Below are 26,825 nucleotides of genomic sequence, written 5' to 3' on the forward strand. Positions count from 1 at the left end.
TAAAATACTTAATAACCGTAAACGATTTGATAAACTTGGCTTGTATAAGCAGATATCAGCAATGATCGACAGATCAGCAAAGGAATACCGCTCATGAACATGAAACCACGCCCAATCGTGATGATGATTAAAGTGATCAGTTTAACGATGGCTGCTACTAGTCTTCCAGCATTGGCCGCAACCAGTTATGCGGATCAAATAGCGGGGTCTAGCTTTGGGACCAGTGCCAATAATACTAGTCAAGATCAAAACCGTAATAATATCAATGTCTCGACTCAAGCATTCGCAGGCGGTGTTCCTGGTCAGGCTACGACGCAAGAGGCAGTCAATGCCGCCAGTTTACCAAGTCAATCAGTCATTAATACCACGCGTCCTTATCAAGACATCAATACGCAAGATCTGATGTTCGGTGAGCAATTGTTTCGCGGTGCGTTTTCTACCACATCAGGCTCTACCTTTAATGACAGCTACGTCATCAATCCTGGTGATAATGTACAAGTACGTATGTGGGGTGCTTATCAGTTTGCATCGACTATGACTGTTGATCCGCAAGGCAATATATTCCTACCCAACGTGGGTCCAGTACGGGTATCTGGTGTACAAAATGGCAACCTACAGAACGTCGTCAAAAGTGCTGTCAACCGTATTTATCGCTCAAACGTCGGTGTTTATGCTTCATTAGAGCAAGCCCAGCCTGTTAAAGTGTTTGTCACAGGCTTTGTTAAACAACCAGGTTATTATGGCGGGCTTGCAGCGGACTCAGTGCTCTCATATTTAGATCGGGCAGGCGGTATTGATCCTACACGCGGTAGTTATATTGATATTCAAATCAAACGTAATGGTCAGCTATTACAGCAAGTCAATTTATATGATTTTTTATTAGCAGGTAAGCTGCAACCGTTTTCTTTTCGCGATGGGGATGTGATCACGGCTGCGCCGCAGAAAAAAACTTTCGCTGTGAGCGGACAGGTTCAGAACGAATATACTTTTGAATTTGATGTCAATGACTTGACCATTGGTGACGTATTACAAGTTGCGAACCCAGCTGCCAATGCAACCAACGTCAGCATCACTCGCAGTGCAGGACGCGCACAAACGGCAGAATATTACTCGCTTGCCGACGCACAAAATGTACCTGTCTATAATGGTGATCAAATGGTCGTTACCTCAGACCGCTATGCAGGCACTATCGCGGTACAAGTAAAAGGTGCTCATACTGGTAATGGCGCTATGGTCGTACCTTATGGCGCTCGTCTAAAAGATATCATTCCGCAGTTACAACCAAGTCCATTAGCGAAGCTTACGCACTTGACTATTTACCGTGAGTCGGTGGCCGAACAGCAAAAACGCATGATTAATGAGTCACTTGATCGCTTAGAAGAATTAACGCTTGCCACTCAATCAACGACGCGTGAGGAGGCAGCGCTACGCCAAGACGATGCCAATTTGGTCAAGCAGTTTGTGGCCAAGGCACGTACTGTGAGACCTGACGGTCAGATAGTAGTTGTACCAAACTCTTGGCAGGATATCATCCTTCAGCAAGGCGATGTCATTGAAATACCTGCGCAAACATCAGTGATTACTGTTAATGGTCAAGTACGTTCACAAGGCGCGCTCACCTTTAATCCGGACTTTACCGCTGGTGATTATATTGCCAATTCAGGTGGTTTTGGAGACAATGCGGATACTAAAGAAATCTTAGTGATTCATCAAAATGGCGCGAACGAAGTGGTCAATACCGCTTATCGTATCCAGCAGGGTGATGAGATTATGGTCTTACCAAAGGTCAAAACCAAGCGCGTCGAAATTACCCGCGGAATATCACAAATTGTTTATCAATTGGCAGTCGCGGCTAAAGTTATTTTAGACTTATAACTATATAATGCTTGATATATAAGTTAAGACATAAATAGTTGACAAGGATATTAGAGATGGCAAAAAGCGTGGCACATGAAGGCAAGATGACCTTAACTTCTCCCTCTAATAATGCGCTACGTTTGTTATCAACTCAACGTCGATTGCCCAATAATTTGGCAGTCATTGGCAAAGGCATGCGTCGTAACAATGTACTGTTATCTCAAATATTACAAGCTGATGTTCAGCGCTGGTATCCATGGTCAAGCGTGCAGCAGCGTTTTAATTCGACCATTCAAACGCCCGGCGCCTTTATCGGTTGGGGGCACAAAAAAAGCTATCGACGAGCCAAAAAGATTGCTAATCGTCAACAACTAACAACTTTAAGTATTGAGGATGGCTTTTTACGCTCTCTAGATTCTGGTATTAGTAGTCGTCATGGACTGAGCGTGGTTGTTGATGACATCGGTATCTACTTCGATTTAACGCAAAGCTCACGCCTTGAGCAATTAATCGTTGCATGCGCTAAAGAATACGCTAACTCTGATAGTAATATTTTAAATAAAGTCCATGCTCGCCAGTTAATGACATATATTTGCGATAAACAGTTGAGTAAATATAATGCTGTGATTACTTGTCCCTCATTAGACAAATTGGTTACTGAAGAAAACACCAATCTAAAAGAAGACTCGGTAAAGTCGCATGTACTCTTAATTGATCAAGTCGCTGGCGATGCTTCTATCAAAGGCGCTGGTGCAAGTAAGGGTCAGTTTAAACGTATGCTAAGGACTGCCTGTCGCAATCATCCTGATGCCTATATATGGATTAAAGCGCATCCTGCGGCCAAGTCAGGTTACCTGACCCGTCTCAAGCTACCTAAAAATGTTCGTCTATTAACGCAAGCACTCAATCCAATTGCGCTACTGGTACAGGTAGATCATGTCTATACAGTCAGCTCGCATATGGGGTTTGAGGGGTTAATGCTAGGCAAGGCTGTACATTGCTTTGGGGTGAATTGGTATAGCGGTTGGGGGCTCACTGATGACAGCGGCGCACCAAAACGATTGCTAAAAGCAGTTAAAAAGCGCCGCCAAACCTCAACAGCAACGTTAGAGACGTTATTTTATAGTGCCTATATTGATTATAGTCGCTATGTCGATCCAGCCACGAGGCAGGCATGTGATATTGATACGGCGATTACTTGGTTGGTAACCAATCGCCATTGGCAATCGCGTCTTGAAGGTAATTTGACGGTATATGAGTTTAGCCGTTGGAAACTGCCTTTCGTTAAAGCCTTTACCAATCTGCCGCGTACGACATTGTTTGTCAAACCAAAACCGCGTCTAAAAAACTTGCTACATCCAGATCATTTTAAAGTTGATTATAACCAGCCTTTATTGGTATGGGGCTTAGCTAAACGTCAACAAGTCCATAAACGACTACAGAGTAAACTTACAAAACCGCCAAGATCAGATATGCCAGCTATTTATTGTATGGAAGATGGTTTTATTCGCTCAAATGGTCTGGGTGCAACATTACTCGCACCGTTATCGGTAGTAATAGACAAACAAGGTATTTATTATGATGCCACTCAGCCCTCAGATTTAGAAACCTTATTACGCAACTGTGATACCTTGACACCACAGCAACATGCACGAGTACAAAGGCTGCAAACCAAACTACTGACTCAGCGAGTAAGCAAATATAACGTTGGTACGGAAGTTAGTGCTGAAGTTAATGCTACTGATAAAACCAGCATTATTGATCAAAAAATGCAATGGATGCAGGATGCAAAGGTATCTGGTAAACCACGTCTCCTTATCATTGGGCAAGTAGAAGATGATCTGTCAGTGCAGTATTGCGGCTCGACTATTAAGACCAATCGAGGTCTGATTGAGCGTGTCAGACAAGACAATCCTGATGCCTATCTAATTTATAAACTGCATCCAGATGTAGAAGCTGGTCTACGAGCAGGCAAAGTTGACAAGGAATGCTTAGCAAAAGTACAAGCAGTTGCCTATGATACAGCGATGCCTGATTGTTTAGAGTGCGTCGATGAGGTACATACGATTAGCTCATTGACTGGCTTTGAAGCACTGTTGCGGGGGCTAAAAGTGACTTGTTACGGTTTGCCGTTTTATGCAGGGTGGGGCTTGACGACCGATATAGATGCGCAGTTATCACCAAAAGCGAATTATCTACAGAGGCGAAAGCGGGATACAGAATTATCGCTTGAACAACTACTGTACTGCGCACTCATACGATATCCACTATATCGCTTACCTGAGGGTTACGGACTTGCACAAGTAGAGCAAGTGGTTGATTACTTATATCCTGCTAAGCACCAAAATCAACAAGTGTCTCAAAATAAATCATATGACAGTGTGGCTCAAACAAACACTATTTTACCAGTAAAGTTATCTACGTTATCAAAGCTCACTAATCAGTTTAAACGCCATACTGCTACGCGCTTTATGCAACAGCGTCATCAATGGCAACAGCATCTACATCAAAAAAACCAGTAAGCCTAAAATAAAACTATTACGACAATTATGTTTTTTTCGGTATAATTTGTGTACAATTTAGCAGTTATTACATGATTGCTTTATCTGTTTATCGCTACTTTTTAACTTTCTAACCGACGGTACATACTCTTATGGCAGCTTCGATGCATCAATTGCTTACTCATCGACACGTCTTGCTGCTACAAGGAAAGATGGGCGGGTTTTTCAACCGTTTTGCAACATTCTTGCAAACTCAAGATATACAAGTAAGTAAAATTAACTTTAATGCTGGTGACGCGTTTTTTTATCGTCATCCCAACGCTCATGATTATGTGGGGACTTTGGGTCAGTTTTCCTCTTGGTTACAAGCTTTTATTGAAGAGCACAGCATTGATGCGATTGTCTGCTTTGGTGATTGTCGCCCGCATCATACGCAAGCTGCCTGCTTGAGTGAGAAGCTAGGCATATCCTTTTTTGTCTTTGAAGAAGGTTACTTACGCCCCGATTATATTACCTTACAAGAGCATGGTATCAATGGTTACTCACGCTTAAACATTGCTGATATTAAAGCGCTCAAAAAAGCCAATGATAAACCGTTATATACGCACAATCGCTTTTATCGATTAAGTGTTGCTGCTATCGTTTATTATGTCGTTACTCGTCTATACAAGTCGCGTTATCCGCACTATTCACACTATCGCGGAATGACTGCATGGCAAGAAGCAATCGCATGGTTAAAAGCGCCTTGGCGTAAATTGCGCGGATATCTACCAGATAAAAAACTACAAAACCATCTCGTCACTCAAGTAGATAACAACTATTTTTTGGTCAGCTTGCAAGTGCATAATGACTCGCAAATCACTCATCATAGTGGTTATCGTGATGTCGTGCAGTTTATAGACGAGGTCATTGTAAGCTTTGCAGACCATGCTGACACAAAGCAGATGCTCGTATTCAAGCATCATCCCTTAGATCGAGGTCATCGTGATTATCGCGAATTGGTAGCAAGCTTAGCAGCTCGCTATCAAGTTAAATCTAGAGTATTCTATGGTTGTGATATGCACCTACCAACGCTCATGAAGCACAGTATTGGTATGGTCACTATAAATAGTACGACGGGTCTACAATCGGTATATCATAAAAAGCCCACCAAGGTTATGGGACGCGCTATCTATGATACTCCTAAGCTGACAGATCCTAAGACGCTCGCACAATTTTGGCAGCAGCCTAAACATCCAGACAATGAGTTTTATTTAAGGTTTCGTGAGTATTTGATTGAACAGACACAGATCAATGGGGCGTTCTATGGTAAGTCGCCGTGGATGTATAAATATTTGCAGCGGCCAGTGACCACGGACATAGTATCTGACACGGCCAAATAATGTCTTAAACATAGTGGCCAATGTGTTTGATGCCATGATTCATAGCCAATTACCGAAAGCCATAAACCTTAAATCTTATGGCTGATACAACGGTCAACGCTAATCAGTCGTTGATTTCAACTTTTAACCAAATCGCTACTAACAAAATCTTCTTACTTTACAGTGGAAAACTGCTAGAATACGCTCATATGTCTGTGTACATCAGTAAGCGTCGTTCGTCTTGTTTTTAATAATTAATGTTATTAATTCAGTTTAACTAAACACGCTTTGGCTAGTATCACTGACCACACTAATCTTTGTTATTAACTCTTTTTTGCAATATTTTTACCATAATTAATATCTAATAACCGTCCGTTTTTTACTATTGTTCACGTATTGTTGTTCAATAACGGTTATCCAATCACCTTTTATTTAGTAGGCGCTTTGTGACTGCATTAGCCAATATTCGTAACTTTTCTATCATTGCCCACATTGATCATGGCAAATCAACGCTTGCCGATCGATTTATTCAAATGTGCGGTGCATTGCAAGATCGTGAAATGCAAGCACAAGTACTTGATTCCATGGATATCGAGCGTGAGCGTGGTATTACCATCAAAGCACAATCAGTAACCCTGTTCTATGACCATCCAAATGGTGAACGCTATCAGCTCAACTTTATTGATACGCCTGGACACGTCGATTTTTCATACGAAGTTTCTCGCTCATTAGCCGCTTGTGAAGGTGCATTGCTGGTGGTAGATGCCGCGCAGGGCGTAGAAGCGCAGTCCGTTGCCAATTGTTATACCGCAGTTGATCAAGGTTTGGAGGTAATGGCAGTTTTAAACAAGATTGACCTACCGCAAGTTGAGCCTGAGCGTGTCATTCAAGAAATTGAAGATATCATTGGTATTGAAGCCATTGATGCGCCGCGTGTGTCTGCCAAATCAGGGCTTGGTGTCGACAAACTACTAGAAACCTTAGTTGAAGTTATTCCTGCACCAACGGGTGACCGCGAAGCGCCGCTGCAAGCCTTGATTATCGACTCTTGGTTTGATAGTTATTTAGGTGTGGTCTCTTTGGTGCGTGTGCGCGAAGGCACAGTAAAAAAAGGCGATAAGATTTATATCAAATCGACCAAAGAGGCACATCCGGTTAGCTCTATTGGTGTATTTACGCCTAAGCCTGTCGATACAGGTATTTTGGAAGCTGGGGAAGTAGGCTTTATTATCGCGGGTATTAAAGATATTGCAGGTGCTCCTGTCGGTGATACGATCACCCATGCCAAGACGCCAGACGTTGATCGCATTCCAGGCTTTAAGCAAGTGACCCCGCAAGTATATGCAGGTATGTTTCCTGTCGATGCCAATGATTTTGAAAAATTCCGTGAAGCACTACAAAAGCTACAAATTAATGATGCCTCACTATTTTTTGAACCTGATACCTCTGATGCGTTAGGCTTTGGCTTTCGCTGCGGCTTCTTGGGTATGCTGCACATGGAGATTATCCAAGAACGTCTAGAGCGTGAATATGACTTGGATTTAATTACCACGGCGCCCTCTGTTATCTATGAGATTGAGAAGAAAGATGGTGAAGTAATCTATGTCGATAACCCTTCAAAATTGCCAGAACCGAACAATATAGAAGAGTTTCGCGAACCGATTGCCCGTTGTCAGATTCTAGTGCCGCAAGACTATTTAGGCAACGTTATGACGTTGTGCATCGAACGACGCGGGGTGCAGGTTGATATGCGCTTTATGGGCAAGCAAGTCCAGATAATCTTTGATATTCCGATGGGCGAGGTGGTCATGGATTTCTTTGACCGTTTAAAATCAGTCTCTCGTGGATTTGCATCACTTGATTATAACTTTGAGCGTTATCAAGTGGATAAGCTGGTAAAAGTTGATGTGTTGATCAATGGTGATAAAGTTGATGCCCTAGCGATGATTGTACATCAGGATCAAGCGCGTTTCCGTGGTAATCAGTTAGTGACCAAGATGAAAGAGCTGATTCCGCGTCAGATGTTCGATGTGGCCATTCAAGCGGCAATTGGTAGTCAAATCATTGGTCGTAGTACGGTCAAAGCCATGCGTAAAGATGTTCTTGCTAAGTGTTATGGTGGGGACGTGTCGCGTAAGAAAAAGCTGTTATCTAAGCAAAAAGCAGGCAAGAAGCGTATGAAGCAAGTCGGTAACGTCGAGATTCCTCAAGAGGCTTTCTTAGCGGTACTGCAAGTAGATAGTTAATGGTTTAAACTGTCTTACCTTGTTCTTGCAAAGTTTTTGCAAATAATACGTCGCATATCGTTATTCTTATCGTTAAAGTCGTGAGATAAGCAGCTTTTTAATAGGCAAATGAGTATGGATTTTGATTTTAATTTGATTTTGGTGCCATTAACGATAGGCCTAGGGCTAATATGGCTACTAGATAAGTTGGCACTAAAACAGCGCAAAACACGTGGGCATGGTAAAGAGAGCTTATTGGTACGCTGGGCTTACGACTTTTTCCCCGTCTTGGCAGTGGTCTTGGTCGTACGCTCGTTCTTAATTGAACCTTTCAATATTCCATCATCGTCTATGGTGCCAACTTTATATACTGGCGATTTTATCGCGGTTAATAAGTATGCTTATGGTGTGCGCTTACCTCTGACATATAATAAAGTATTGGACACGGGGAGTCCTGAACACGGCGATGTGATAGTATTTCGCTACCCTGAAAATCCTAGCATTTATTATATAAAGCGTGTAATCGGTTTGCCTGGTGATACTGTCAGCTACAGTCAAGGACAGCTTGCGATCAATGATGTACCAGTCGATACTAAGCCAGTAAATTTTGATGCCAATCATGATCTAACTGCGCAGCTTTATCCTGCTGGTCAAGTGACACCTAGCCAAGTATTGACAGAGTCTGAGGCTACGCAAATGGGCCGACAAGAAGAAGAGCAAGCTCAGTATTTTCAAGAAACACAAGGTGAGAATAAGCATTTAGTGCGCTATCTATCGGGTATGAATAGCTCGCAATATGCGCCGTTTTTGCAACAGCAAGCACCAGAAGTGGTCAGTTCGGCAGGGACAGAATGGCGCGTCACAGTGCCTGCTGATGAGTACTTTGTGATGGGCGACAACCGCGACCGTAGTGCTGATGGCAGATTTTGGGGATTTGTACCTGATGAGAATTTAGCTGGTAAAGCAGTGTATATTTGGATGCACAAACCACCTGGTCTAAATCTTCCCACTTTCGCACGTAATGGTTCAATTGATTAGTCGCTGTTCTATTGATTGATTATTGTGCTAATATCAATATCAACCCTAATTAAACTAATATATATACTGTATGTAATTCGCCAACCTAGCTGTGTAAGAGCACAGAAAAGTTAGAAAATATTAAGATATAAACCATAGAGTATAAAATACAATTATATTAAATATTAGGAGAATTTATGCTGCAGCAGTTAACAGGGTTGTCGTCGCAACGTGGGTCTGGTGTGACTAGCATAGTTTTATTGCTTATTATTATCGTTATTGCTGGCAAGTTGGTGATTGCCATTGTGCCTGCTCAAGTTGGGGATTATCAGCTGAGCAAAACATTAGGTACCCAGCTAAAAGAAGCCAATAATAATGGCGAGACTGCAAAACAGTTCGTTGAACGTGTCAATCGTCAACTGTCTATCAATGCTGATTATGACACGACTGCTGAAGAGGTATTTACTTTTACCAATAAACAACCAGGTCAGCTTGCTATCTATAAAGATTATGATAAAACCAGTAATTTCTTTGGTAACGTTGATATTGTTAATCGTTTTGAAGGTGAGATAAATGCCGCTTCAGTAGAGTAGACGTCTACATAAATAGCCGTTCTACCATTTATAGCAGATGAAAGTTAACTAATTAAAAAGCATTCACCTTTTGTAATAACTAGTCTGCAATGATTAGCAAAATATAGACTGCTTATAAGCATTTGATAGGTGTGATACAGCTACTCTATCAACTATTTAACCGTATAAATTACCAACATTAAAGGATAGCCAAAAGCCACGCATGAAATCAACTTCACAATCATACAAAGCGCTGCCTACCGCCAAAAAAAATAGCGCAACTATGGAGACTTTACCTAAAGGCTCAGATTTTGTTCAGCGTCTGGCAGTATTGACTCGCAAATTAGGCTACGAGTTTAATGATTTGAGTTTGCCGAATTTGGCCTTAACGCATCGTTCGTTTGATAGCAAAAAAAACTACGAACGTTTAGAGTTTTTGGGGGATGCGCTGCTTGGTATGATTATTGGTGAGGCTTTATACCATCGTTATCCAAATCAAAACGAAGGGCGCCTGACACGTATGCGTGCCACATTGGTACGTCAAGAATCACTGGTGACTATTGCGCAAAACTTAGATCTATCCAATCATCTGATTCTAGGTGTTGGTGAGCGTAAAGGTGGCGGACGTAACCGCGCCTCGATATTGGCTGATGCCGTAGAGTCACTAATTGGCGCTATCTATTTGGACAGTCAAGATATAGAGGTTACTCGCCATTGTGTATTGGCCTGGTATGGGGATCTCATTGATAACGTCAATGATCAAAAAGCCCTAAAAGATGCCAAAAGCCGTTTGCAAGAATGGCTACAATCTAAACAGTTTGATTTGCCTCACTACGAGTTGGTTGAAACACGAGGCAATGCCCCTTATCAGATATTTGTAGTACGCTGTCAGGTCAATATCAATAACTGTCCTGATATTACTGAATCTGGAGAGAGTCGCCGTATTGCAGAGCAAAAAGCAGCTGAATTAATGATTAATCAGTTACATAAGTTGCCAGGTGCTTTTAAAAAACGTTGATAGTTTTAGCTTTACGCTATATTTGATTCATATCGGCGCTAAGACGTTGATAAAAAATTTCCATCTTTCATGTTTTAATAGATGATATAAATCTTCAAACACCTTTAAATAAAAATTAGCTTAGTAAGCACCATCAGTATATAAAAGCGCTGCTAAGATTATTATCAAAACCCCACAGGATTACCTTATGAGCAATCATAACGACTTGCCATTAACTCCCAAAAATAATGCCCATAATATGACACAAAACACTGATACCCATCAAAATGATACCGTAGAAAACATTGAAGATATGCAAGAAACAAGAAAAATAGGTGATTCATTGACAGCTGTTCAGCCGCACGATAGTAGTGATGCTGACGAACATGATAATAGCATTGCTCTTGAAAACAATGCTGCGATTGATGGGTTTTTTGCGCCAAGTAATAACAATGGTGTTGCTAACGACTTTAAAGCCGGTTATGTAGCGATTGTCGGTCGTCCAAACGTTGGTAAGTCGACTCTGATGAATCATCTGCTGGGTCAAAAGCTATCGATTACTTCACGTAAGCCACAAACAACGCGCCATCGCATACATGGTATTTTGAGTACCAATGAGATGCAGGCGGTGTTTGTAGATACACCAGGTATTCATCATAATGAAGTACGTGCTATTAACGAGCGTATGAATAAAGCGGCCGTATCAGCATTGGTAGATGTGGACTTAGTATTGTTTGTAGTCGACTCAGACCAGTGGCGTGAAGATGACTTGTTGACGCTACAAAAGCTTGGCGAAACTGATTTGACGGTCGTGTTGGTCATCAATAAAGCAGATACGTTGAAAGATAAAGTCACGTTGCTTCCATTGATTGAAACGTTTAATGAGAGTTTTGACTTTGCTGACATCGTACCCGTTTCGGCTTTGAAGAATCAAAACTTAAATCGTCTTGAAGAGGTAATCGCGTCGCATCTACCGAATGCCATACCTATTTATGACACTGAGCAGATTACCGATCGCTCAGAGCGTTTCTTGGCCAGTGAAATCATTCGCGAAAAAATCATGCGTAGTGCAGGTGATGAAGTACCTTATGATCTCACTGTACAAATTGATGAATTCAAAGATGAAGCGGCTCATACAGATCCCAAAACTGGTCGTCCACGTAAAGCCTGTACTTTCATTGATGCCACAATATATGTAGAGCGCAATGGACAAAAAGCCATCGTAATAGGTGAAAAAGGTCAACGTATCAAGCAAGTTGGAATAGATGCACGTAAAGATATGGAGCAGTTATTTGGTAAAAAGGTCATGCTAACTTTATGGGTGAAGGTCAAGCGTGGTTGGTCAGATGATGAACGCGCGCTCACCAGCCTAGGTTATTAATACAAAATAAATATTTAGGCTATATATAGTGCTGAGGTACTAGACGATGCGTAATGAAGCATTAACAGGGTATTTATTACATCAGCGTCCTTATCAAGAAAAACGGGCACTTTACTATTTGTTCTCTTGGCAACATGGCGTAGTGCACGGTATTGGCAAAAAAGGTGCGCCTTTATTCGAGCCGCTCCAACTGTTTGCGACAGGTAAGCGGGATCTAAAGACCTTTAGTCAGATTGGTTTATTGCCAGCAGAGGATAGTTTTACAAAAGATACTACAATTACTGAGCCAACACGCTATCAGCAAATAAGCGGTCAGCAGCAGTATGCAGCTTTGTATTTGAACGAGATACTGTGGAAGCTATTGCCTAGCGAAGATCCAATGCCAGTATTATGGCAGCACTACCAAGACAGCTTGACGCAGTTAAAGCAGCCACTGACCGCAACTGCACTTAGATTATGCTTACGTCAGTTTGAGTCCCACTTGTTTCAAGAGTTGGGCTTTTCTTTGACACTAGCCCATGACAATTCATTAGCGCCTATCGAACCTGATACTGATTATCGGTTTTTATCTGATGTAGGTTTTGTTGCTACTCATCAACCTGATAAAACGACGATTAATTCGTTACAAACACTTTTTACTGGCGCTGATATTATCGACATGGCACGTCTAGGAATATCTGCGCCCACACTGAGTAATTGGTCACGGCTTCATAAACATCTGATTGATCACCTGCTTGATTATCAGCCGTTACAGAGCCGATTACTATGGCAGCAGCAGCAACGTTACCAATGATAGCGTCAACCTTTGGTCAAAGCATAGTCGTAAGAAGTATGGTCGTTTTAAAAGTATTTGAGCTAATGCTACTGTAGCGTCATTATCTATATATTAATAGGGTCTCGTTATCAAAAGGATTTCTTATGACCACATCTTTACAGCATTCATCGAAAAGTACAGTAAAAACACCTTTACTCGGTGTTAACGTTGATCATGTTGCAACCTTACGTCAAGCACGCGGGGTTGGCTACCCTAGTCCTTTAGAAGCAGTGCTATTGTGTGAGGAGGCGGGAGCAGATGGTATCACTATACATTTGCGTGAAGATCGTCGTCATATTCAAGACTCAGACGTCTATGAGATAGCAGAACAGTTAACGACCAGACTAAATTTAGAGATGGCGGCAACGTCTGAGATGTTATCTATTGCTCATAAAGTTAAGCCATATTGGGTTTGCTTAGTGCCTGAAAAGCGTGCGGAGCTAACGACTGAAGGTGGTTTGGATGTAGCAGGGCAGATCAGTCATTTAAAACCCTATATCCAAGACTTACAAGCAAAAGGAATTAACGTTTCTTTATTTATAGATCCAGATGAGGAGCAGATTGCCGCTGCAGTTGCCTGTAACGCTGATGCTATTGAGTTACATACTGGTACTTATGCTGAGTTAGGTCTGGCTGGGAATATTGAGGCGCAAAAGTCCGAATTAGAGCGTATTAAACAAGCTGTGACCATCGCAAAAAATCTAGATAACAAGTTGCTTATTAACGCAGGCCATGGCCTAACTCGTGATAATGTAAACGCTATTGCTCAAATCGATGGTATTTATGAGCTCAATATTGGACACGCCTTGATTGCTGACGCTGTATTTGTCGGCTTGTCGCAAGCAGTGGTTATGATGAAAACAGCAATGCATAAGTGACTTTTTAGATTGAGTCTAAGCTAATAGCGCCTCTAATAATGTTGCTACAATAAATAATGCATTTATACACAACCAGTAGGGTGTCTATCATTAGGTTTGTATTTGATATTACCATTTTGATTAAAAGAAATCTGATACATAGCCTGACTATAGGTCGGGCTTGGACAGTATTTTATGTGACCAAAGTGTCCTCGCGGTTTGCCACTATCTCCCCAAAACTTGGTGTAATGACGTTGGTTTCCTACTCGTAAACTCAATGTACTATATTTAGGGTTTAAAGTTTCTTCATTGACTAAAAGGTCTATTTGAGCATCAAAGTGCTTATTATTGTTGTTATCTACAAATAATAGAAGCTTTTGATCACTATCTCTATGACAGCGTCCTCCTGCATCAGATAAACATACTAATAAATTCTGCCGTCGAATAAAACTTTCAGCTTTTGCTATTTTTAAAGTGCTCTCTAGTTGATTCTTGATACGTTTGGCTTCCATACTTGCTAGTTGATCCACGATCGCTGGCGCTGCAATGGTTGCGATAATAGCTAGAATTGCCACTGTTACTATAAGCTCTACAAGATTAAAGCCGCTTTGTTTGTAAGGTTTTAAAGAGCCCTCGTTTGTTAAAGGTTTAACGAGACTTAGGTAAAATAGAGTAGGGTTTGTTACTTTATGAACGTTTAATAACGTATGACGTAGCTTAATCATATATAGTCATCGCCTATACTATAGATTGAATTATATAAGTTGATTTCATTAGCTTCATACGTTTAAATCAGGTCTTACGTTGATACCTTTTCATATACAAGACGTTAACTCTTAAAAATACCTGCGACTTTTAGATTCACAAACTTTTAACAATAATATCTTTAATATGTCATTTCAGATTAGCTTGGAATAACAAATATCCGTACTAGAATAATGTTTACTATTTAATATATACGAATTATAGTAGGACTGTCAAAATTTGTTTCAATTAGTGAAGACTAACCTTTTGTAATAGAGAAAAAAATTCGATTGTATTAAACTAACCGCAGACAATAAGTAGAATTTACTCTACTTCTATTGCGAATTAACATTCAAAAGACTAAAATTGCAACGTATGTTAGTTCTTAGTAAAACAAGCAGGCTATTGTGTTTGTGTTGCAACACTATCGTGTAATAATGTGTAGCTGCCTAACGAAAAAAGTTGTAAACTTAATAGATAGTCGATAAGCTACTTCCTAATTAGTTTTGTTGTATAATTATGCATTCGTAAAAGATGTCTACTTTTATTACATCTTAGGAAGCGGTTTTGCTTAATGCATCACTCAAATCATCCTTTGGAGGAAGTCCATGAAATTGAATAAAATTGCTCTAGCTCTGGTTGCCGTAGCAGCTGCACCTTTAGCAGCTAATGCTGGCGTTACTATTAGCCCGCTATTACTAGGTTATCACTATACTGACGAAGCGCACGATGAGCAGCGTGAAATCCTACGTACTGGTAAAAACCTTTATGTAAATGCTGATGGCCAACAAATTGGCGATGGCAGCCGTGGCAATGACAACGGTGGCGTAGCTAAAGAAAGTGGTCTATATACTGGTGCTGCTTTAGGTATCGAGCTGACTCCTTCTACTCAGTTCCAAGTAGAGTATGGCGTATCAAACACTAATGGTGAAGCGTCTGAAGATTCTGCAGATGCTGGTATCAACCGTTTTGACGTCGAACAAACGATGATTTCTGGTAACTTCTTGATCGGTACTGAAGAATTTACTGGTTATACTGATAGCGCGTTCAAACCATATGTACTAGTTGGTGCTGGTCAATCTAAAATTGAAGTAGAAAACCAAGAAACTTATGCGGCTAACTCAGCTGTTGCTGGATATGAAACTGGTGAAGATGTACCAGCTGGTACTGAAGTATCATCATCAAAAGATACTATCGGTAACCTAGGTCTAGGTGCTATGTATCGCATCAACGACGCGCTAAGCCTACGTGGTGAAGCTCGTGCGATTCACAACTTTGATAACAACTGGTGGGAAGGCATGGCATTGGCCGGTCTAGAAGTTGTACTTGGTGGCCATCTATCGCCAACAGTAGCAGTACCACCACAAGTTGAGCCTGAAGTATCTGTTCCACCAGTAGTAGTGGTTGAGCAAGACGTTGATTCAGACGGCGACGGTGTTCCTGATAGCATCGACGAATGCCCAGGCACTCCAATGAATGTTGTTGTTGATGAGCGTGGTTGCCCAGTAGCAGTAGATATTACTGACGAGCTAAAAATGGAACTACGTGTATTCTTTGATAACGACAAATCAGCTATCAAAGATCAGTACAAAACTGAAATCGCTAAAGTAGCTGAGAAGATGCGTGAGTATCCTAACTCTAGCGCTCGCGTAGAAGGTCACGCTTCTAAAACTGGTCCTTCAGCACGTTATAACCAACGTCTATCTGAAGCTCGTGCAGTTGCTGTGAAATCTATGTTGACTAACGAATTTGGTATCGCTCCAAACCGTCTATCAACAGTTGGCTACGGTTATGACCGTCCAATCGCACCAAACGATACTGAAGAAGGTCGTGCAATGAACCGTCGTGTTTATGCTATCATCACTGGTGACAAAACTATGACTGTTGAACAAACTAAAGACATGGTTATTCAATAATATATAGCCAATTAGTTATGTTCTAAATTATATAGTTACAAAAAAAGCTACCTATTAGGTGGCTTTTTTTTGTTTATACTGTGAGATAAATAACTTATTGCATAAATTTATAATCTAATAATGTTATACTAGCCGCCCAAACACTTTGTAGATTGACAAAGTGTACATTAGCATAGCTATCTGTATGATGGATTTATCAGTAGAAAACCTTACTTTGCCAGTATTTTTTATTTCACTACCCCTATTGCGTAGTCATTTTATAGTAAAGTAAAAATAACTATCTGCTTTATGATAAAAGATTCTCCAGCGGCGCTTACTGCTACTGCATTTTATTAAGACAAAACGAGCATTTTATATGGCGAACGATATCAAACATCTGCGTAATATTGCAATTATTGCCCACGTTGATCATGGTAAAACAACTCTAGTTGATAAATTATTACATCAATCTGGTACTTTTGGCGATCGTGCAAACATTGCTGAACGTGCAATGGATTCAGGTGATATTGAACAAGAACGTGGTATTACTATTTTGGCTAAAAATACAGCCATTCGTTGGACAGATAGTTCTGACGATACAGAATACCGTATTAATATTGTAGATACTCCAGGTCACGCTGACTTTGGTGGTGAAGTTGAGCGTGTCATGTCAATGGTTGACTGCGTACTTTTAGTCGTAGATGCTGTTGATGGACCAATGCCTCAAACCCGTTTTGTGACTCAAAAAGCGTTTGAGCAAGGCCTAAAGCCAATCGTTGTCATCAACAAAATCGACCGTCCAGGCGCCCGTCCTGATTGGGTAATGGATCAGATCTTTGATCTATTCGATAACTTGGGTGCAACTGATGAGCAGTTAGATTTTCCAGTAGTTTATGCATCAGCATTGAACGGTATTGCAGGTTTAGAAGCCGATGATTTGGCTGAAGATATGACTCCGCTTTTTAAGACTATCGTCGATGTTGTACAGCCTCCGCAAGTAGATGCAGATGCCCCGTTCCGTATGCAAATCTCAAGCCTTGACTATAACAGCTTCGTTGGTGTCATCGGTATTGGTCGTATTCAGCGCGGTAAAGTACAAACCAATACTCAAGTGACTGTTATTGATAAAAATGGCAACACGCGTAATGGCCGTATTTTAAAAATCATGGGCTATCATGGTCTTGACCGTATCGAAGTAGAAGATGCTCAGGCAGGTGATATTGTTTGTATTACTGGTATTGATGCACTGAATATCTCTGATACTATTTGTGACCCTAATCACGTAGAAGCGTTGCCAGCTCTGACAGTTGATGAGCCAACGGTTTCAATGAACTTCCAAGTAAACAACTCGCCATTTGCTGGTCGTGATGGTAAGTTTGTGACTTCACGTAACATTCGTGAGCGTCTTGAGCGTGAGCTGATTCATAATGTAGCATTACGCGTAGAAGATACAGAGTCTCCTGATAAATTCAAAGTATCAGGTCGCGGTGAGCTACATTTATCAGTGCTGATCGAAAACATGCGCCGTGAAGGTTTTGAGATGGGTGTTTCAGGCCCAGAAGTTATCGTTAAAGAAGTTGATGGTAAGTTACAAGAGCCGTATGAAAACGTGGTCTTTGACATCGAAGAAGAACATCAAGGCTCTATTATGGAGCAAGTAGGTCTGCGCAAAGGCGAGATGACCAATATGGAACTTGATGGAAAGGGTCGTATGCGCATTGAAGCGACCATACCTGCTCGCGGTTTGATTGGTTTCCGTTCTGAGTTTTTAACACTGACTTCAGGTACTGGTATCATGACGTCAAGCTTTTCGCATTATGGGCCACAGAAAATCGGTGATGTTGGTGGGCGTTCTAATGGTGTATTGGTATCTATGGCGACTGGTACTTGTTTAGGTTTCGCGCTATTCAATCTACAAAAGCGCGGCAAACTGTTCGCTGAGCCACAGCTTGAAGTATATGAAGGTATGATCGTTGGTTTGAACTCGCGTAACGATGATATGGCTGTTAATCCAACGACCGCTAAACAGCTTACTAACGTACGTGCTAGTGGTACTGATGAGGCTTTGACTCTAACGCCAGCGGTTAAGTTTACCCTTGAGCAAGCGCTTGAGTTTATTCAAGATGATGAATTGGTAGAAGTAACGCCAAAAGCTGTCCGTATTCGTAAGCGCTACTTGACTGAAAGTGAGCGTAAACGTCATGGTCGTAGTAAGAAAGGTGCTTAATACTTCCATGTAGTATGATGAAAAAAGGCTAACGTTGCGTTAGCCTTTTTTTATGTCTAATGACTCACATTTTATAGCAAATCACTTTGTCACTACGACATAGTCATTGGTATCAATGAGAATCTCCGACGGTTGATCGACGACGATGCGTACGATGTTGTCATTGACGTCTTGTGATTTATAAAAATTGTCTTCAGCGACTGTACAACCTAGGCAGCGAGCCATCGCATTCCAAGGTTCAACGAACAGTTTTTGCTGCGCTTGATCAGCGTTACCGCCGATAAGAGAAAAGGGCAGACTGACAAGATAAGCAGCAGTACCAGTGACAGCAGTAACCAGCTGTAATGGCTTTCCAACGACTGTATCAACGACCATCGTGTCATACGATGGGCCAAAATCACTCTCATCTATCTCTATAGCGGCCGAAGCTGGCTGTGTGAAAGCTATCATAAAACCCAAGCTTAGGGCAGCGGTCAAAAGCTTACTTTTATTGGAGCGTCGGTTATCGGCATTAACAGTCATTATGATTTCCTAAAACATGTAAGCGGTATAAGTAACGAACACTGCTATTGAAGATACTTACAAATAAAGGTACTTATAAAGCAGCATTGACTTCTTATTAAAGCAAGATGCGTGCCGATAAGCAACATGAAAACACGTTATACTGCTCTTTAATTTATATATTTTAATAAAATTTTGTTTATAGAATCGGCTGACAAAATGGACAAAACACGCTAGCACGTCCATTGAGTTTGATATTATCAAGTACAGTAGCGCAATGCGGACAAGACTCACCTTGTCTACCGTAGACATTGAAGGTTTGTTGAAAGTACCCCGTTTGTCCACTCGCTACTGTAAAATCGCGTAGTGTTGAACCTCCAAGCTCAATCGCTCGTTGTAGTATGACCTTAATATGTTCAACTAGTATGCTTATTTGTTCGTAAGACAATTTATGTGCTGGGGTGGCAGGATGAATAGCGGACAAGTATAGACTTTCTGTTGCATATATATTGCCTACGCCAACCACAACCTGTTGTTCCATAATGACTGACTTAATAGCACGAGTGATAGGACGCTGTTTGGTTGTTTTACCTGATATGTTATGGTCATCGCTACGTTGAATCAAACGATATAGATAATCAGCGGTGAAATCTTCTGATAATGGCTCAGGTCCTAGATGAGCCAAAAGCTTGGTATTGTAATCTTTATACCATAAAACTGCGCCAAAACGTCTAGGGTCATGATAATGAAGCTGTGTTTGAATGCCGTTGCTATCGTTAAAAGTCATTATTAAATGATCGTGTTTACGCTTGTCAGTACCTAAAGGATGCTGTTGTAAACTACCTGACATGCCTAAATGTATGATCAATTGACGTTGATGTTTAATTGCATTTTGACTGTTTTGTATTAGCTGTGCTTTGGGTACAAAAGTCAGAATTAGATACTTTGCGCGGCGCTTTACGTCTTGTAACGTATAATCAGTCAGCATATTTAAGTCATCAGGCACAGGCCAACGTAGTTTTGACTGAAACACTTGTATGGCAGTAAGTTTTTGTTCCAATAAGGGGACAAGACTTGTTTTTGTGGTTTCAACTTCAGGTAATTCAGGCATAAGGGCATTCTACAAAAAATTGGAAAATATAAAGGACAAATCACCATCTATTTATATTAATTGTCTTTAACGCTATGAGTTAGTTATCAAATAATAATATTTAGGTTTGACACATGTATAAAGCGCCAGGTATTACTTGTTAGCTGTTAGACAATGGTACGACGGGCATGCAAGATACCTGGCTGCTGCTCGAGCTTGGCTAGCAGTTTAGATAGATGCGCCAATCCTGAGACTTCAATATGGAATTTTAACGAAGCAATATTGTCATCAGTGCTCAAGGTCTCAACCTTGCGTATGTTGACGCTTTCTTTGTCAATAACTTGGGTCAAATCGCGCAATAATCCGCGTCGATCATAAGCTTCAATATGGATATCGACAGGTTGGTAGCGACCGGATTTAGACTTCCAAGCCGCACTAATCTCTCTTTCAGGGTCGCGTTCAATCAGGCGCATATATTCAGGACAGCCACGATTATGAATACTGACACCGCGAGACAAAGTAATGTAACCCGAAATTGGCTCGCCATGTACAGGATGACAACAACCCGCCAAATTTACCTCAATATTATCTAAGCCATCAATGCAGATTTTATACGCGTCAAGTTTACCTGTCGTCTTTGGATCAACGCTAGGCGTATATTCTTCCTTTTCTTTTTCAGGCTCTAGATGGAGCTGACGAGAAATGTGACCAGTTAATTGATGGAGTCCAATTTCACCTGTGACTAAGCCGACGATGATATCATCCGTATTATTGACATGAAAATACTGCGTATAGTCATTCAAATCAATGCTATTGGGATGTACTGAAAGTCGCTCAAGCTCTTTACTCAGCATCTGCTTACCAATCTCGATATTTTTATCACGGTCTTGCTTATTAAACCATTGGCGTAATTTAGAGCGTGCGCGATTGGTATGAATATAACCAAGTGATGCGACCAACCAATCACGATTAGGCTCGCGGGCGGCCTTGGTGATAATCTCGACCTGCTCGCCAGTTTTTAGCTGGTAAGTCAACGGCACGTAACGCTGATTTACTCGAGCTGCTTGAGCGCGATTGCCTACTTGCGTGTGTACATAATAAGCAAAATCAAGTACGGTAGCACCTTTTGGCAGCTCAGTGATGTCACCATCTCGGCTAAAAATATAAATCCTCTCGAGCTCATCAAAATCAACGATTGGCTCTTCGTCTTCTAGTTCACCTAACTCACGGTCATTGAACTCACCATCTGGCGTTATTCCTAAGCGATTTTGATTGCGGCTCTCATTATTGATAGAAAGCAGATGACGCAATGAGCTGATCTTTTGAGTGAGGTAGTTGTCTTTTTTCTTTTTGAGGCCTTCTTTATAGTTTACATGAGCGCACATGCCAAGCTCAGCTTCAAAGTGCATGCCTTGGGTACGTATTTGTACTTCAAGTGATTTGTTTTCGGCGATGACGGCAGTGTGCAAAGAGCGATAACCATTTGGCTTTGGATTGGTAATATAGTCATCAAACTGCTCAGGAATGTAACGCCATAGGCCGTGTACTAAGCCTAGCACATGATAACAATCCGCTGGGTTTTCTACCAATACTCGCAGTGCGCGAATGTCATAAAGCTGATCAAACGATAAGCGTTTTAGCTTCATTTTGCGATAGATAGAATAAATATGTTTAACTCGTCCTGAGACATCAGCGGTAATACCAGCTTCTGCTAAAGCTTCGTTGAGCTTGTCTTGCACTCGTTGAATATAGTCCTCGCGCTCGCTGCGCTTTTCGGACAATAATTTGGCAATCTCTTTATAACGCTCAGGGGCAAGATAGCGAAAAGCTAAGTCTTCAAGCTCCCATTTTAACTGAGCAATACCTAATCGATGAGCAAGCGGTGCGTAAATAGTCATCACTTCGCGAGCTACGCGTTGTTGACGTTCAGGTTTGGAAAATGATAGCTCACGCATGGCAAAGGTACGTTCGGCAAGCTTGATAAGCACTACGCGTACATCATTAGTAACAGAAATGAGCATACTATAGATGTTAGATAGCTGATCGCGTTGATTATTAACGAAATGATCTTCTAGGCGTTTATTGCTTTCTATAATGGCAGACAACTTTCCCATCGCCAAAGCGTCTTTGACTAAACGTGCAATATCAGCACCAAAGCTTTGCTCAATATCAGTCAAACTCACCAGCGACTTACGTGCGCTACGGTATAACATAGCAGCCACCAAAGCGTCTTCATCTTGATATAGGTAGGTCAAGATATCTGCCATACCAATACCCGTCACATAAGCACCAGAACGTTCAGACTCGCTAGTATTCATACGACTACGAATAAACTCACAAGCAGCCGCTAAATTAGGGACAGAGTCTTGATCGATACGTTTTGCGACATTATCAAGCCATACAGGCACATCAATATTGGCTTGATCTGAATCATCAGCGATAGATGCTTCTGTAAGCATCTGCATATCGTCTGGAAGAATAAGGTCCGAATATTCGTTTTCTAATTTAGGATCATGACTGTGATAAGAGTATCGGGCAGAGCGATCAAAAGTGGTATGCAGCTTATGGGTTGCCAGCTGTTGTTTAATATCAAGTGGCACTTGAGCGTAACTATTAGCAGATTGATGAGAACGCTGGCTTGCAACTAGCTGCGCTGCTATGGTCGCACTATCATTTTTTGTTGTTTGTCCATCAATAAGCGGTAGACCTTCCCGAATTTTTACCATAGCCGGCTCCTCTTAGCTATTTTCGAAATTTCTTATCGTCTTACCTGCTCTGCAAAAACGCTTGATCTACACAGTAATACATTATTATTAGATGTGATCAACACAGCTGCAAAAATCCGTTTTTTAGCAGCTGTTGTAAAGAGTTTATGCCCAGTATTTTGAGACGATAAGCGCAAATATGCACAATGTGCGAATAATACACATACAGCTTGTATGGGTATTATTATGTCACTTTAAAATGGTATTTCAAGCAAGGCTCTGTAGTGATAATGCATATAAGCGTAACTATATTCTGACGAAATTTTATTCGTTCAAAACCGTTCAATTTAGAGCAGTAAAGAGCCTAACGGTACAATTAATAAAATTAACTCGCTATCCTCTCAAAGCGAGCGATGGATTCGACATGACCAGTATGACAGAACATATCCATCACTCCAGCGTGGGTGAGACGATAGCCTTGCTCTAACAGGGCTTTTGTATCGCGCGCAAGGGTAGCAGGATTGCAAGAAACATAGACAATTCGCTTGGCATTAAATTTAGGCAAGTATTGCATGATCTCCCAAGCACCAGAGCGAGGCGGGTCGATGAGTAGGGCGTCAAAGCCTTGATTGGCCCAAGGTTCATCAGTACAGTCGCGAGTCAAATCTTGGTTATAAAACTCAGTATTATTGATACCGTTACGGCGAGCGTTGTCTGCTGCTCGGGCCGTCATTGCATCGCTACCTTCGACGCCTACCACGGCGCCAGTTTCACCAACAAGGCGAGCTAAGGGCAAACTAAAGTTACCTAAACCGCTAAACAAATCTAGTACCCGCTCGCCTGCTTTTAAATCTAACAAATCGCAAGCAAGTTTGGTCATCTGACGATTGACAGAGAGATTTACTTGCGTAAAGTCGGTCGGGATAAATTCAAAGGTAAGGTCATATTCTGGCAGTTGATAATATAAACGTCCAAATTGCTGGCTTAAGTCGTCTTTATCAGTTAAAGCAATACGTTGGATACTATCAGCGCCTTTGGACTGTAGGTATAGCTGCCAATGACGCGCTGCAAAAAACGTCTTTAGCTTCTCGATATCAGAGTCTGATAATGGGGCTAGATTACGTACAATAAGAGCAACTGGCTGATCGCCATCAGGCAGCTCTGGTAGGTATTCTCCCATTGCTAGCTCTAGTTGGGCAATCTTATCGCGGCTCTCAAGCGTACTAATAAGCGCTTTTAGGTTTTCAATCTCAAAGCCAATACGTGGATCTAAGATATGACACTCATTTAATTCAGCCAAAAAGTTGCTTGAGCGCTCACGAAAGCCGACCAAGGCAGTTTCTTTTTTGGCGACATAGCGTACGCCAAGTCGTGCTTTGGTACGATAGCCAAGGCGATCACCGACCACAGGGGCAAGCCAGCTATCAGGCTCAGCATTGGCTTGATGCATAAGCATCTCAGCAAGTACCGATTGCTTAAAGTTGATTTGGCCATCTGGCTGCCAGTGCTGCAAGCTGCAACCACCGCAAACGCCAAAATGTGGGCAGGGCGGTACAGCACGTTCAGGATTTGGATTGGCTGTGATATCAATCGCATCTCCCTCCTCAAAGCTGGCACGGCTATTGGTTAGTTTGACCAAGGCGCTTTCACCCGGTAAGGCAAAGCTGACAAAGACTTTTTTGCCATGCTTGTCTGCTACGTGTCCCTCTTTTTCATCAAAGCCATTGCCATATACGGCAACCCCGCGCCCATCGTGTGACAATCCATCGACATTGAAGGGTAGTGGTTCTGCCTCTTTTAAACGCCGACGCGTCTTTGACGATGGTTTGGATTTTTTCTTATTAGGCGGGATAGTAATCGTTTTAGTGTCGCGGGCTTGCGGCTTTGTGTCAGGTGCTGTGTGAGTATCGGTGGGTTGCATAAACCTGCCTTAATAATAAGTAACTAAAATGAGAGTAAGTGCTATTGTTGATAATACTATGTTTTGTCTTTTTATGGTTCGGGTGCAGATGACCAATCGGCAAGAAACTCGTGATGGCGCGCTTTGCCATCTGCTTGAGTAAATTTGATTAAATAGTCACGACTTTGTTGTTGCCAATGATTATAAGCGGGTGAAGATAACTTACCGGTTAGACGCAGCCAACGTAGATATATCAGCCATGTATTCATGACATCAGATTCGCAATATATCGATAACGTCTGCCAGTCACCATCATTAACCAGATCGCCTACCATGCTGCCATCCACATCGGTTTTGCCGGGTAGGCCATACAGGCTTGCGACCACATCCATCGCTTCACGGCGACTCGCACCATATTGGCTAAATCTGTCCATTAAATCTAGATGCTTGGTTTGAAAGCGATTGACATAATTATCAAAACGCATGTTTTTAATACGCTCGCCCTCTTCAAACAGCCATGGGGCAGACAGATCATACTGCATAGCGCGGTAAATGAGTACGGGTATATCAAAGCCTGAACCATTCCAGCTAATCAGCTGTGGCAGGGTTTCGATATCGCTGAAGGCGCGGAAAAACTTGGCAAGAATATCTTTTTCGCTAAACTTATCTGCCGTCAAAGAAAATAAAGAAAACTGTCCATCTTTGATGTATAGCGCTGAGATGCACACTATGCGCTGTAATGGTAAGCGCATAAAGTCATGCCCAGCCTCTTGTATTCGAATGGCAGTCAGGGCACTTAACGCATCAGCGTCGTTTAATTCAGCCAGTTTTGGATAAATACGGCGTGCAGCATCTGTATCTGCCACGGTCTCAATATCAAAGACCAGTACAGGATTAGCAGGTAGGGCATATGACATAAATAGTCCTAGTTACTGATTAGGCAAGCGTGACTCGGCAAGCGTGACGCAGACATTATGACTGAGTACTACTATCATCGACATCACTATCATCGACATTGTATAGGCCAGTCGATAGATAGCGATCACCGCGATCACAAACGATAAAGGCAATAACAGCATCAGGGTTCTCTTTGGCGACTTGCATAGCCGCCCACGCTGCTGCGCCTGATGAGACACCAGCAAAAATACCTTCAGTCTTCGCCAGTTTGCGCATATAAATTTCAGCGATTTGTTGATCAATATCCATGACTTCATCGACTAAATCTGCCTCAAAGATACCTGGCATATAAGCTGCAGGCCAGCGACGAATACCAGCGATGGACGCCTCTTCATCAGGTTGCAAGCCGATAACTTTGATCGCTGGGTTTTGTTCTTTAAGGTATTGCGATACGCCTGTAATGGTACCTGTAGTACCCATTGAGCTGATAAAATGGGTGATTTTGCCCTCAGTCTGCGTCCACAGTTCCGGGCCTGTCGTCAAATAGTGCGCTTGCTTATTGTCAGCATTATTAAACTGATCAAGCACAACCCCTTGTCCCTCAGCCTGCATCTGTAATGCCAAATCACGTGCAGCTTCCATCCCTTCATCGACTTCGATTAAGGTTGCGCCATAAGCTTTCATTGCATCTTTACGCTCCTGGGTTGAGCTTGTCGGCATCAATAGGGTCATCGGGTAGCCACGCATAGCAGCAACCATGGCTAAGGCAATACCAGTATTACCGCTGGTTGCTTCAATCAAAGTGTCACCTGGCTTGATATCTCCGCGCTGTTCTGCTTGATAAATCATGTTAAAAGCAGGTCGATCTTTTACAGAGCCTGCAGGGTTATTGCCTTCGAGTTTGGCCAGCAACATCGCTCCATTGGTAATGCTTTCCTCTATAGGCAAACGATGTAGCTTAACAAGGGGGGTTTGGCCGACACAATCAGCAAGTTCGGTGACTTGATTGATAAAATTGGCGTTTGGCATAGCGGTAGAGGACATAAGGTACCCTTATTTATTTTGGAATAATAGTTTGTAAATATGGTTCTAATTTTCGTTCTAGCCAATAATGAGCGGTTCGCTGTTACCCGAGAATTTTGACAAATTAAAAATGGCATCATTATATCATTTTGTTTTTGGCTACGCTGTTAGCATCAAGATATTTTGGTAAATGAATAAAATTAAAAGAGCTAAACCATAAACTATCTACTAATAACTTATCTACTAAAAAGAATAAGTAAC

General features: G+C 41.8%; 19 protein-coding genes. 12 read left to right on the forward strand and 7 right to left on the reverse strand.

Features of this window, described 5'->3' with window-relative positions; all coding sequences use genetic code 11:
- The first annotated feature begins 93 nt into the window (after nucleotides 1-93).
- From BTV98_RS09170 to BTV98_RS09215, 10 genes are all read left to right on the forward strand, one after another.
- Entirely contained in the window at nucleotides 94-1,875 is a 1,782-nt protein-coding gene (locus tag BTV98_RS09170) for a polysaccharide biosynthesis/export family protein (RefSeq protein WP_058368143.1), read from the forward strand.
- Between the two features lie 56 nt (nucleotides 1,876-1,931).
- Nucleotides 1,932-4,379, forward strand: a complete 2,448-nt coding sequence (locus BTV98_RS09175) for a capsular polysaccharide biosynthesis protein (RefSeq protein WP_058368144.1) — start codon at nucleotides 1,932-1,934, stop codon at nucleotides 4,377-4,379.
- Nucleotides 4,380-4,510: 131 nt separating this feature from the next.
- Entirely contained in the window at nucleotides 4,511-5,740 is a 1,230-nt protein-coding gene (locus tag BTV98_RS09180; RefSeq protein WP_058368145.1) for a capsule biosynthesis protein, read from the forward strand.
- Nucleotides 5,741-6,165: 425 nt separating this feature from the next.
- Entirely contained in the window at nucleotides 6,166-7,965 is a 1,800-nt protein-coding gene (gene lepA, locus BTV98_RS09185) for a translation elongation factor 4 (protein ID WP_058368146.1), read from the forward strand.
- Between the two features lie 114 nt (nucleotides 7,966-8,079).
- Nucleotides 8,080-8,982 carry a signal peptidase I gene (gene lepB / locus BTV98_RS09190; RefSeq protein WP_058368147.1) on the forward strand — a complete coding sequence of 301 codons (903 nt, stop codon included), beginning with the start codon at nucleotides 8,080-8,082 and terminating at the stop codon, nucleotides 8,980-8,982.
- A gap of 176 nt (nucleotides 8,983-9,158) precedes the next feature.
- A complete protein-coding gene (locus BTV98_RS09195; protein WP_075103443.1) occupies nucleotides 9,159-9,554 on the forward strand; it encodes a DUF4845 domain-containing protein in 396 nt (131 codons plus the stop codon).
- A 202-nt stretch (nucleotides 9,555-9,756) separates the two neighbouring features.
- On the forward strand, nucleotides 9,757-10,551 hold the full coding sequence (rnc, locus tag BTV98_RS09200) for a ribonuclease III (RefSeq protein ID WP_075103444.1): 795 nt from the start codon (nucleotides 9,757-9,759) through the stop codon (nucleotides 10,549-10,551).
- A 187-nt stretch (nucleotides 10,552-10,738) separates the two neighbouring features.
- Nucleotides 10,739-11,911: a GTPase Era gene (era, locus tag BTV98_RS09205; protein WP_256713885.1), complete on the forward strand. Its 1,173-nt coding sequence runs from the start codon at nucleotides 10,739-10,741 to the stop codon at nucleotides 11,909-11,911.
- Nucleotides 11,912-11,957: 46 nt separating this feature from the next.
- Nucleotides 11,958-12,704 carry a DNA repair protein RecO gene (locus BTV98_RS09210; RefSeq protein WP_075103445.1) on the forward strand — a complete coding sequence of 249 codons (747 nt, stop codon included), beginning with the start codon at nucleotides 11,958-11,960 and terminating at the stop codon, nucleotides 12,702-12,704.
- Nucleotides 12,705-12,829: 125 nt separating this feature from the next.
- On the forward strand, nucleotides 12,830-13,603 hold the full coding sequence (locus BTV98_RS09215) for a pyridoxine 5'-phosphate synthase (protein WP_075103446.1): 774 nt from the start codon (nucleotides 12,830-12,832) through the stop codon (nucleotides 13,601-13,603).
- A 62-nt stretch (nucleotides 13,604-13,665) separates the two neighbouring features.
- On the opposite strand, the gene BTV98_RS09220 is transcribed toward BTV98_RS09215, so the two are convergent.
- Nucleotides 13,666-14,307, reverse strand: a complete 642-nt coding sequence (locus BTV98_RS09220) for a GspH/FimT family pseudopilin (protein ID WP_075103447.1) — start codon at nucleotides 14,305-14,307, stop codon at nucleotides 13,666-13,668.
- A gap of 627 nt (nucleotides 14,308-14,934) precedes the next feature.
- Between BTV98_RS09220 and BTV98_RS09225 the strand changes: the two genes are divergently transcribed.
- Both BTV98_RS09225 and typA read left to right on the forward strand, forming a co-directional pair.
- On the forward strand, nucleotides 14,935-16,242 hold the full coding sequence (locus BTV98_RS09225) for an OmpA family protein (RefSeq protein ID WP_075103448.1): 1,308 nt from the start codon (nucleotides 14,935-14,937) through the stop codon (nucleotides 16,240-16,242).
- Nucleotides 16,243-16,597: 355 nt separating this feature from the next.
- Nucleotides 16,598-18,448 carry a translational GTPase TypA gene (gene typA / locus BTV98_RS09230; RefSeq protein ID WP_075103449.1) on the forward strand — a complete coding sequence of 617 codons (1,851 nt, stop codon included), beginning with the start codon at nucleotides 16,598-16,600 and terminating at the stop codon, nucleotides 18,446-18,448.
- Between the two features lie 81 nt (nucleotides 18,449-18,529).
- Here typA and BTV98_RS09235 read toward each other — a convergent pair whose 3' ends face one another.
- The 6 genes from BTV98_RS09235 to cysM form a co-directional block, all read right to left on the reverse strand.
- On the reverse strand, nucleotides 18,530-18,970 hold the full coding sequence (locus tag BTV98_RS09235; RefSeq protein WP_058368154.1) for a hypothetical protein: 441 nt from the start codon (nucleotides 18,968-18,970) through the stop codon (nucleotides 18,530-18,532).
- Nucleotides 18,971-19,148: 178 nt separating this feature from the next.
- Nucleotides 19,149-20,060: a bifunctional DNA-formamidopyrimidine glycosylase/DNA-(apurinic or apyrimidinic site) lyase gene (mutM, locus tag BTV98_RS09240; RefSeq protein WP_075103450.1), complete on the reverse strand. Its 912-nt coding sequence runs from the start codon at nucleotides 20,058-20,060 to the stop codon at nucleotides 19,149-19,151.
- 146 nt (nucleotides 20,061-20,206) lie between these two features.
- Nucleotides 20,207-22,765 (reverse strand): bifunctional (p)ppGpp synthetase/guanosine-3',5'-bis(diphosphate) 3'-pyrophosphohydrolase, encoded by a 2,559-nt coding sequence (locus tag BTV98_RS09245; protein WP_075103451.1) that lies wholly within the window; start codon nucleotides 22,763-22,765, stop codon nucleotides 20,207-20,209.
- A gap of 364 nt (nucleotides 22,766-23,129) precedes the next feature.
- On the reverse strand, nucleotides 23,130-24,665 hold the full coding sequence (rlmD, locus tag BTV98_RS09250; protein WP_058368156.1) for a 23S rRNA (uracil(1939)-C(5))-methyltransferase RlmD: 1,536 nt from the start codon (nucleotides 24,663-24,665) through the stop codon (nucleotides 23,130-23,132).
- A gap of 71 nt (nucleotides 24,666-24,736) precedes the next feature.
- Nucleotides 24,737-25,561, reverse strand: a complete 825-nt coding sequence (locus tag BTV98_RS09255) for a 3'-5' exonuclease (RefSeq protein WP_075103452.1) — start codon at nucleotides 25,559-25,561, stop codon at nucleotides 24,737-24,739.
- 55 nt (nucleotides 25,562-25,616) lie between these two features.
- Nucleotides 25,617-26,570 (reverse strand): cysteine synthase CysM, encoded by a 954-nt coding sequence (cysM, locus tag BTV98_RS09260; protein ID WP_256713886.1) that lies wholly within the window; start codon nucleotides 26,568-26,570, stop codon nucleotides 25,617-25,619.
- Nucleotides 26,571-26,825 lie beyond the last annotated feature (255 nt).

This window comes from Psychrobacter sp. Cmf 22.2, from assembly GCF_001921745.1.
Lineage (GTDB): Bacteria > Pseudomonadota > Gammaproteobacteria > Pseudomonadales > Moraxellaceae > Psychrobacter.

Excerpts from the sequence above, each read along its gene's own strand:
- cysM (WP_256713886.1), bottom strand. The coding sequence starts at position 26,570 with ATGCCAAACGCCAATTTTATCAATCAAGTCACCGAACTTGCTGATTGT.
- BTV98_RS09175 (WP_058368144.1), top strand. The coding sequence starts at position 1,932 with ATGGCAAAAAGCGTGGCACATGAAGGCAAGATGACCTTAACTTCTCCC.
- BTV98_RS09170 (WP_058368143.1), top strand. The coding sequence starts at position 94 with ATGAACATGAAACCACGCCCAATCGTGATGATGATTAAAGTGATCAGT.
- lepB (WP_058368147.1), top strand. The coding sequence starts at position 8,080 with ATGGATTTTGATTTTAATTTGATTTTGGTGCCATTAACGATAGGCCTA.
- BTV98_RS09210 (WP_075103445.1), top strand. The coding sequence starts at position 11,958 with ATGCGTAATGAAGCATTAACAGGGTATTTATTACATCAGCGTCCTTAT.
- typA (WP_075103449.1), top strand. The coding sequence starts at position 16,598 with ATGGCGAACGATATCAAACATCTGCGTAATATTGCAATTATTGCCCAC.
- mutM (WP_075103450.1), bottom strand. The coding sequence starts at position 20,060 with ATGCCTGAATTACCTGAAGTTGAAACCACAAAAACAAGTCTTGTCCCC.
- BTV98_RS09180 (WP_058368145.1), top strand. The coding sequence starts at position 4,511 with ATGGCAGCTTCGATGCATCAATTGCTTACTCATCGACACGTCTTGCTG.
- rlmD (WP_058368156.1), bottom strand. The coding sequence starts at position 24,665 with ATGCAACCCACCGATACTCACACAGCACCTGACACAAAGCCGCAAGCC.
- BTV98_RS09245 (WP_075103451.1), bottom strand. The coding sequence starts at position 22,765 with ATGGTAAAAATTCGGGAAGGTCTACCGCTTATTGATGGACAAACAACA.
- era (WP_256713885.1), top strand. The coding sequence starts at position 10,739 with ATGAGCAATCATAACGACTTGCCATTAACTCCCAAAAATAATGCCCAT.
- BTV98_RS09215 (WP_075103446.1), top strand. The coding sequence starts at position 12,830 with ATGACCACATCTTTACAGCATTCATCGAAAAGTACAGTAAAAACACCT.
- BTV98_RS09235 (WP_058368154.1), bottom strand. The coding sequence starts at position 18,970 with ATGACTGTTAATGCCGATAACCGACGCTCCAATAAAAGTAAGCTTTTG.
- BTV98_RS09225 (WP_075103448.1), top strand. The coding sequence starts at position 14,935 with ATGAAATTGAATAAAATTGCTCTAGCTCTGGTTGCCGTAGCAGCTGCA.
- rnc (WP_075103444.1), top strand. The coding sequence starts at position 9,757 with ATGAAATCAACTTCACAATCATACAAAGCGCTGCCTACCGCCAAAAAA.
- BTV98_RS09255 (WP_075103452.1), bottom strand. The coding sequence starts at position 25,561 with ATGTCATATGCCCTACCTGCTAATCCTGTACTGGTCTTTGATATTGAG.
- BTV98_RS09220 (WP_075103447.1), bottom strand. The coding sequence starts at position 14,307 with ATGATTAAGCTACGTCATACGTTATTAAACGTTCATAAAGTAACAAAC.
- BTV98_RS09195 (WP_075103443.1), top strand. The coding sequence starts at position 9,159 with ATGCTGCAGCAGTTAACAGGGTTGTCGTCGCAACGTGGGTCTGGTGTG.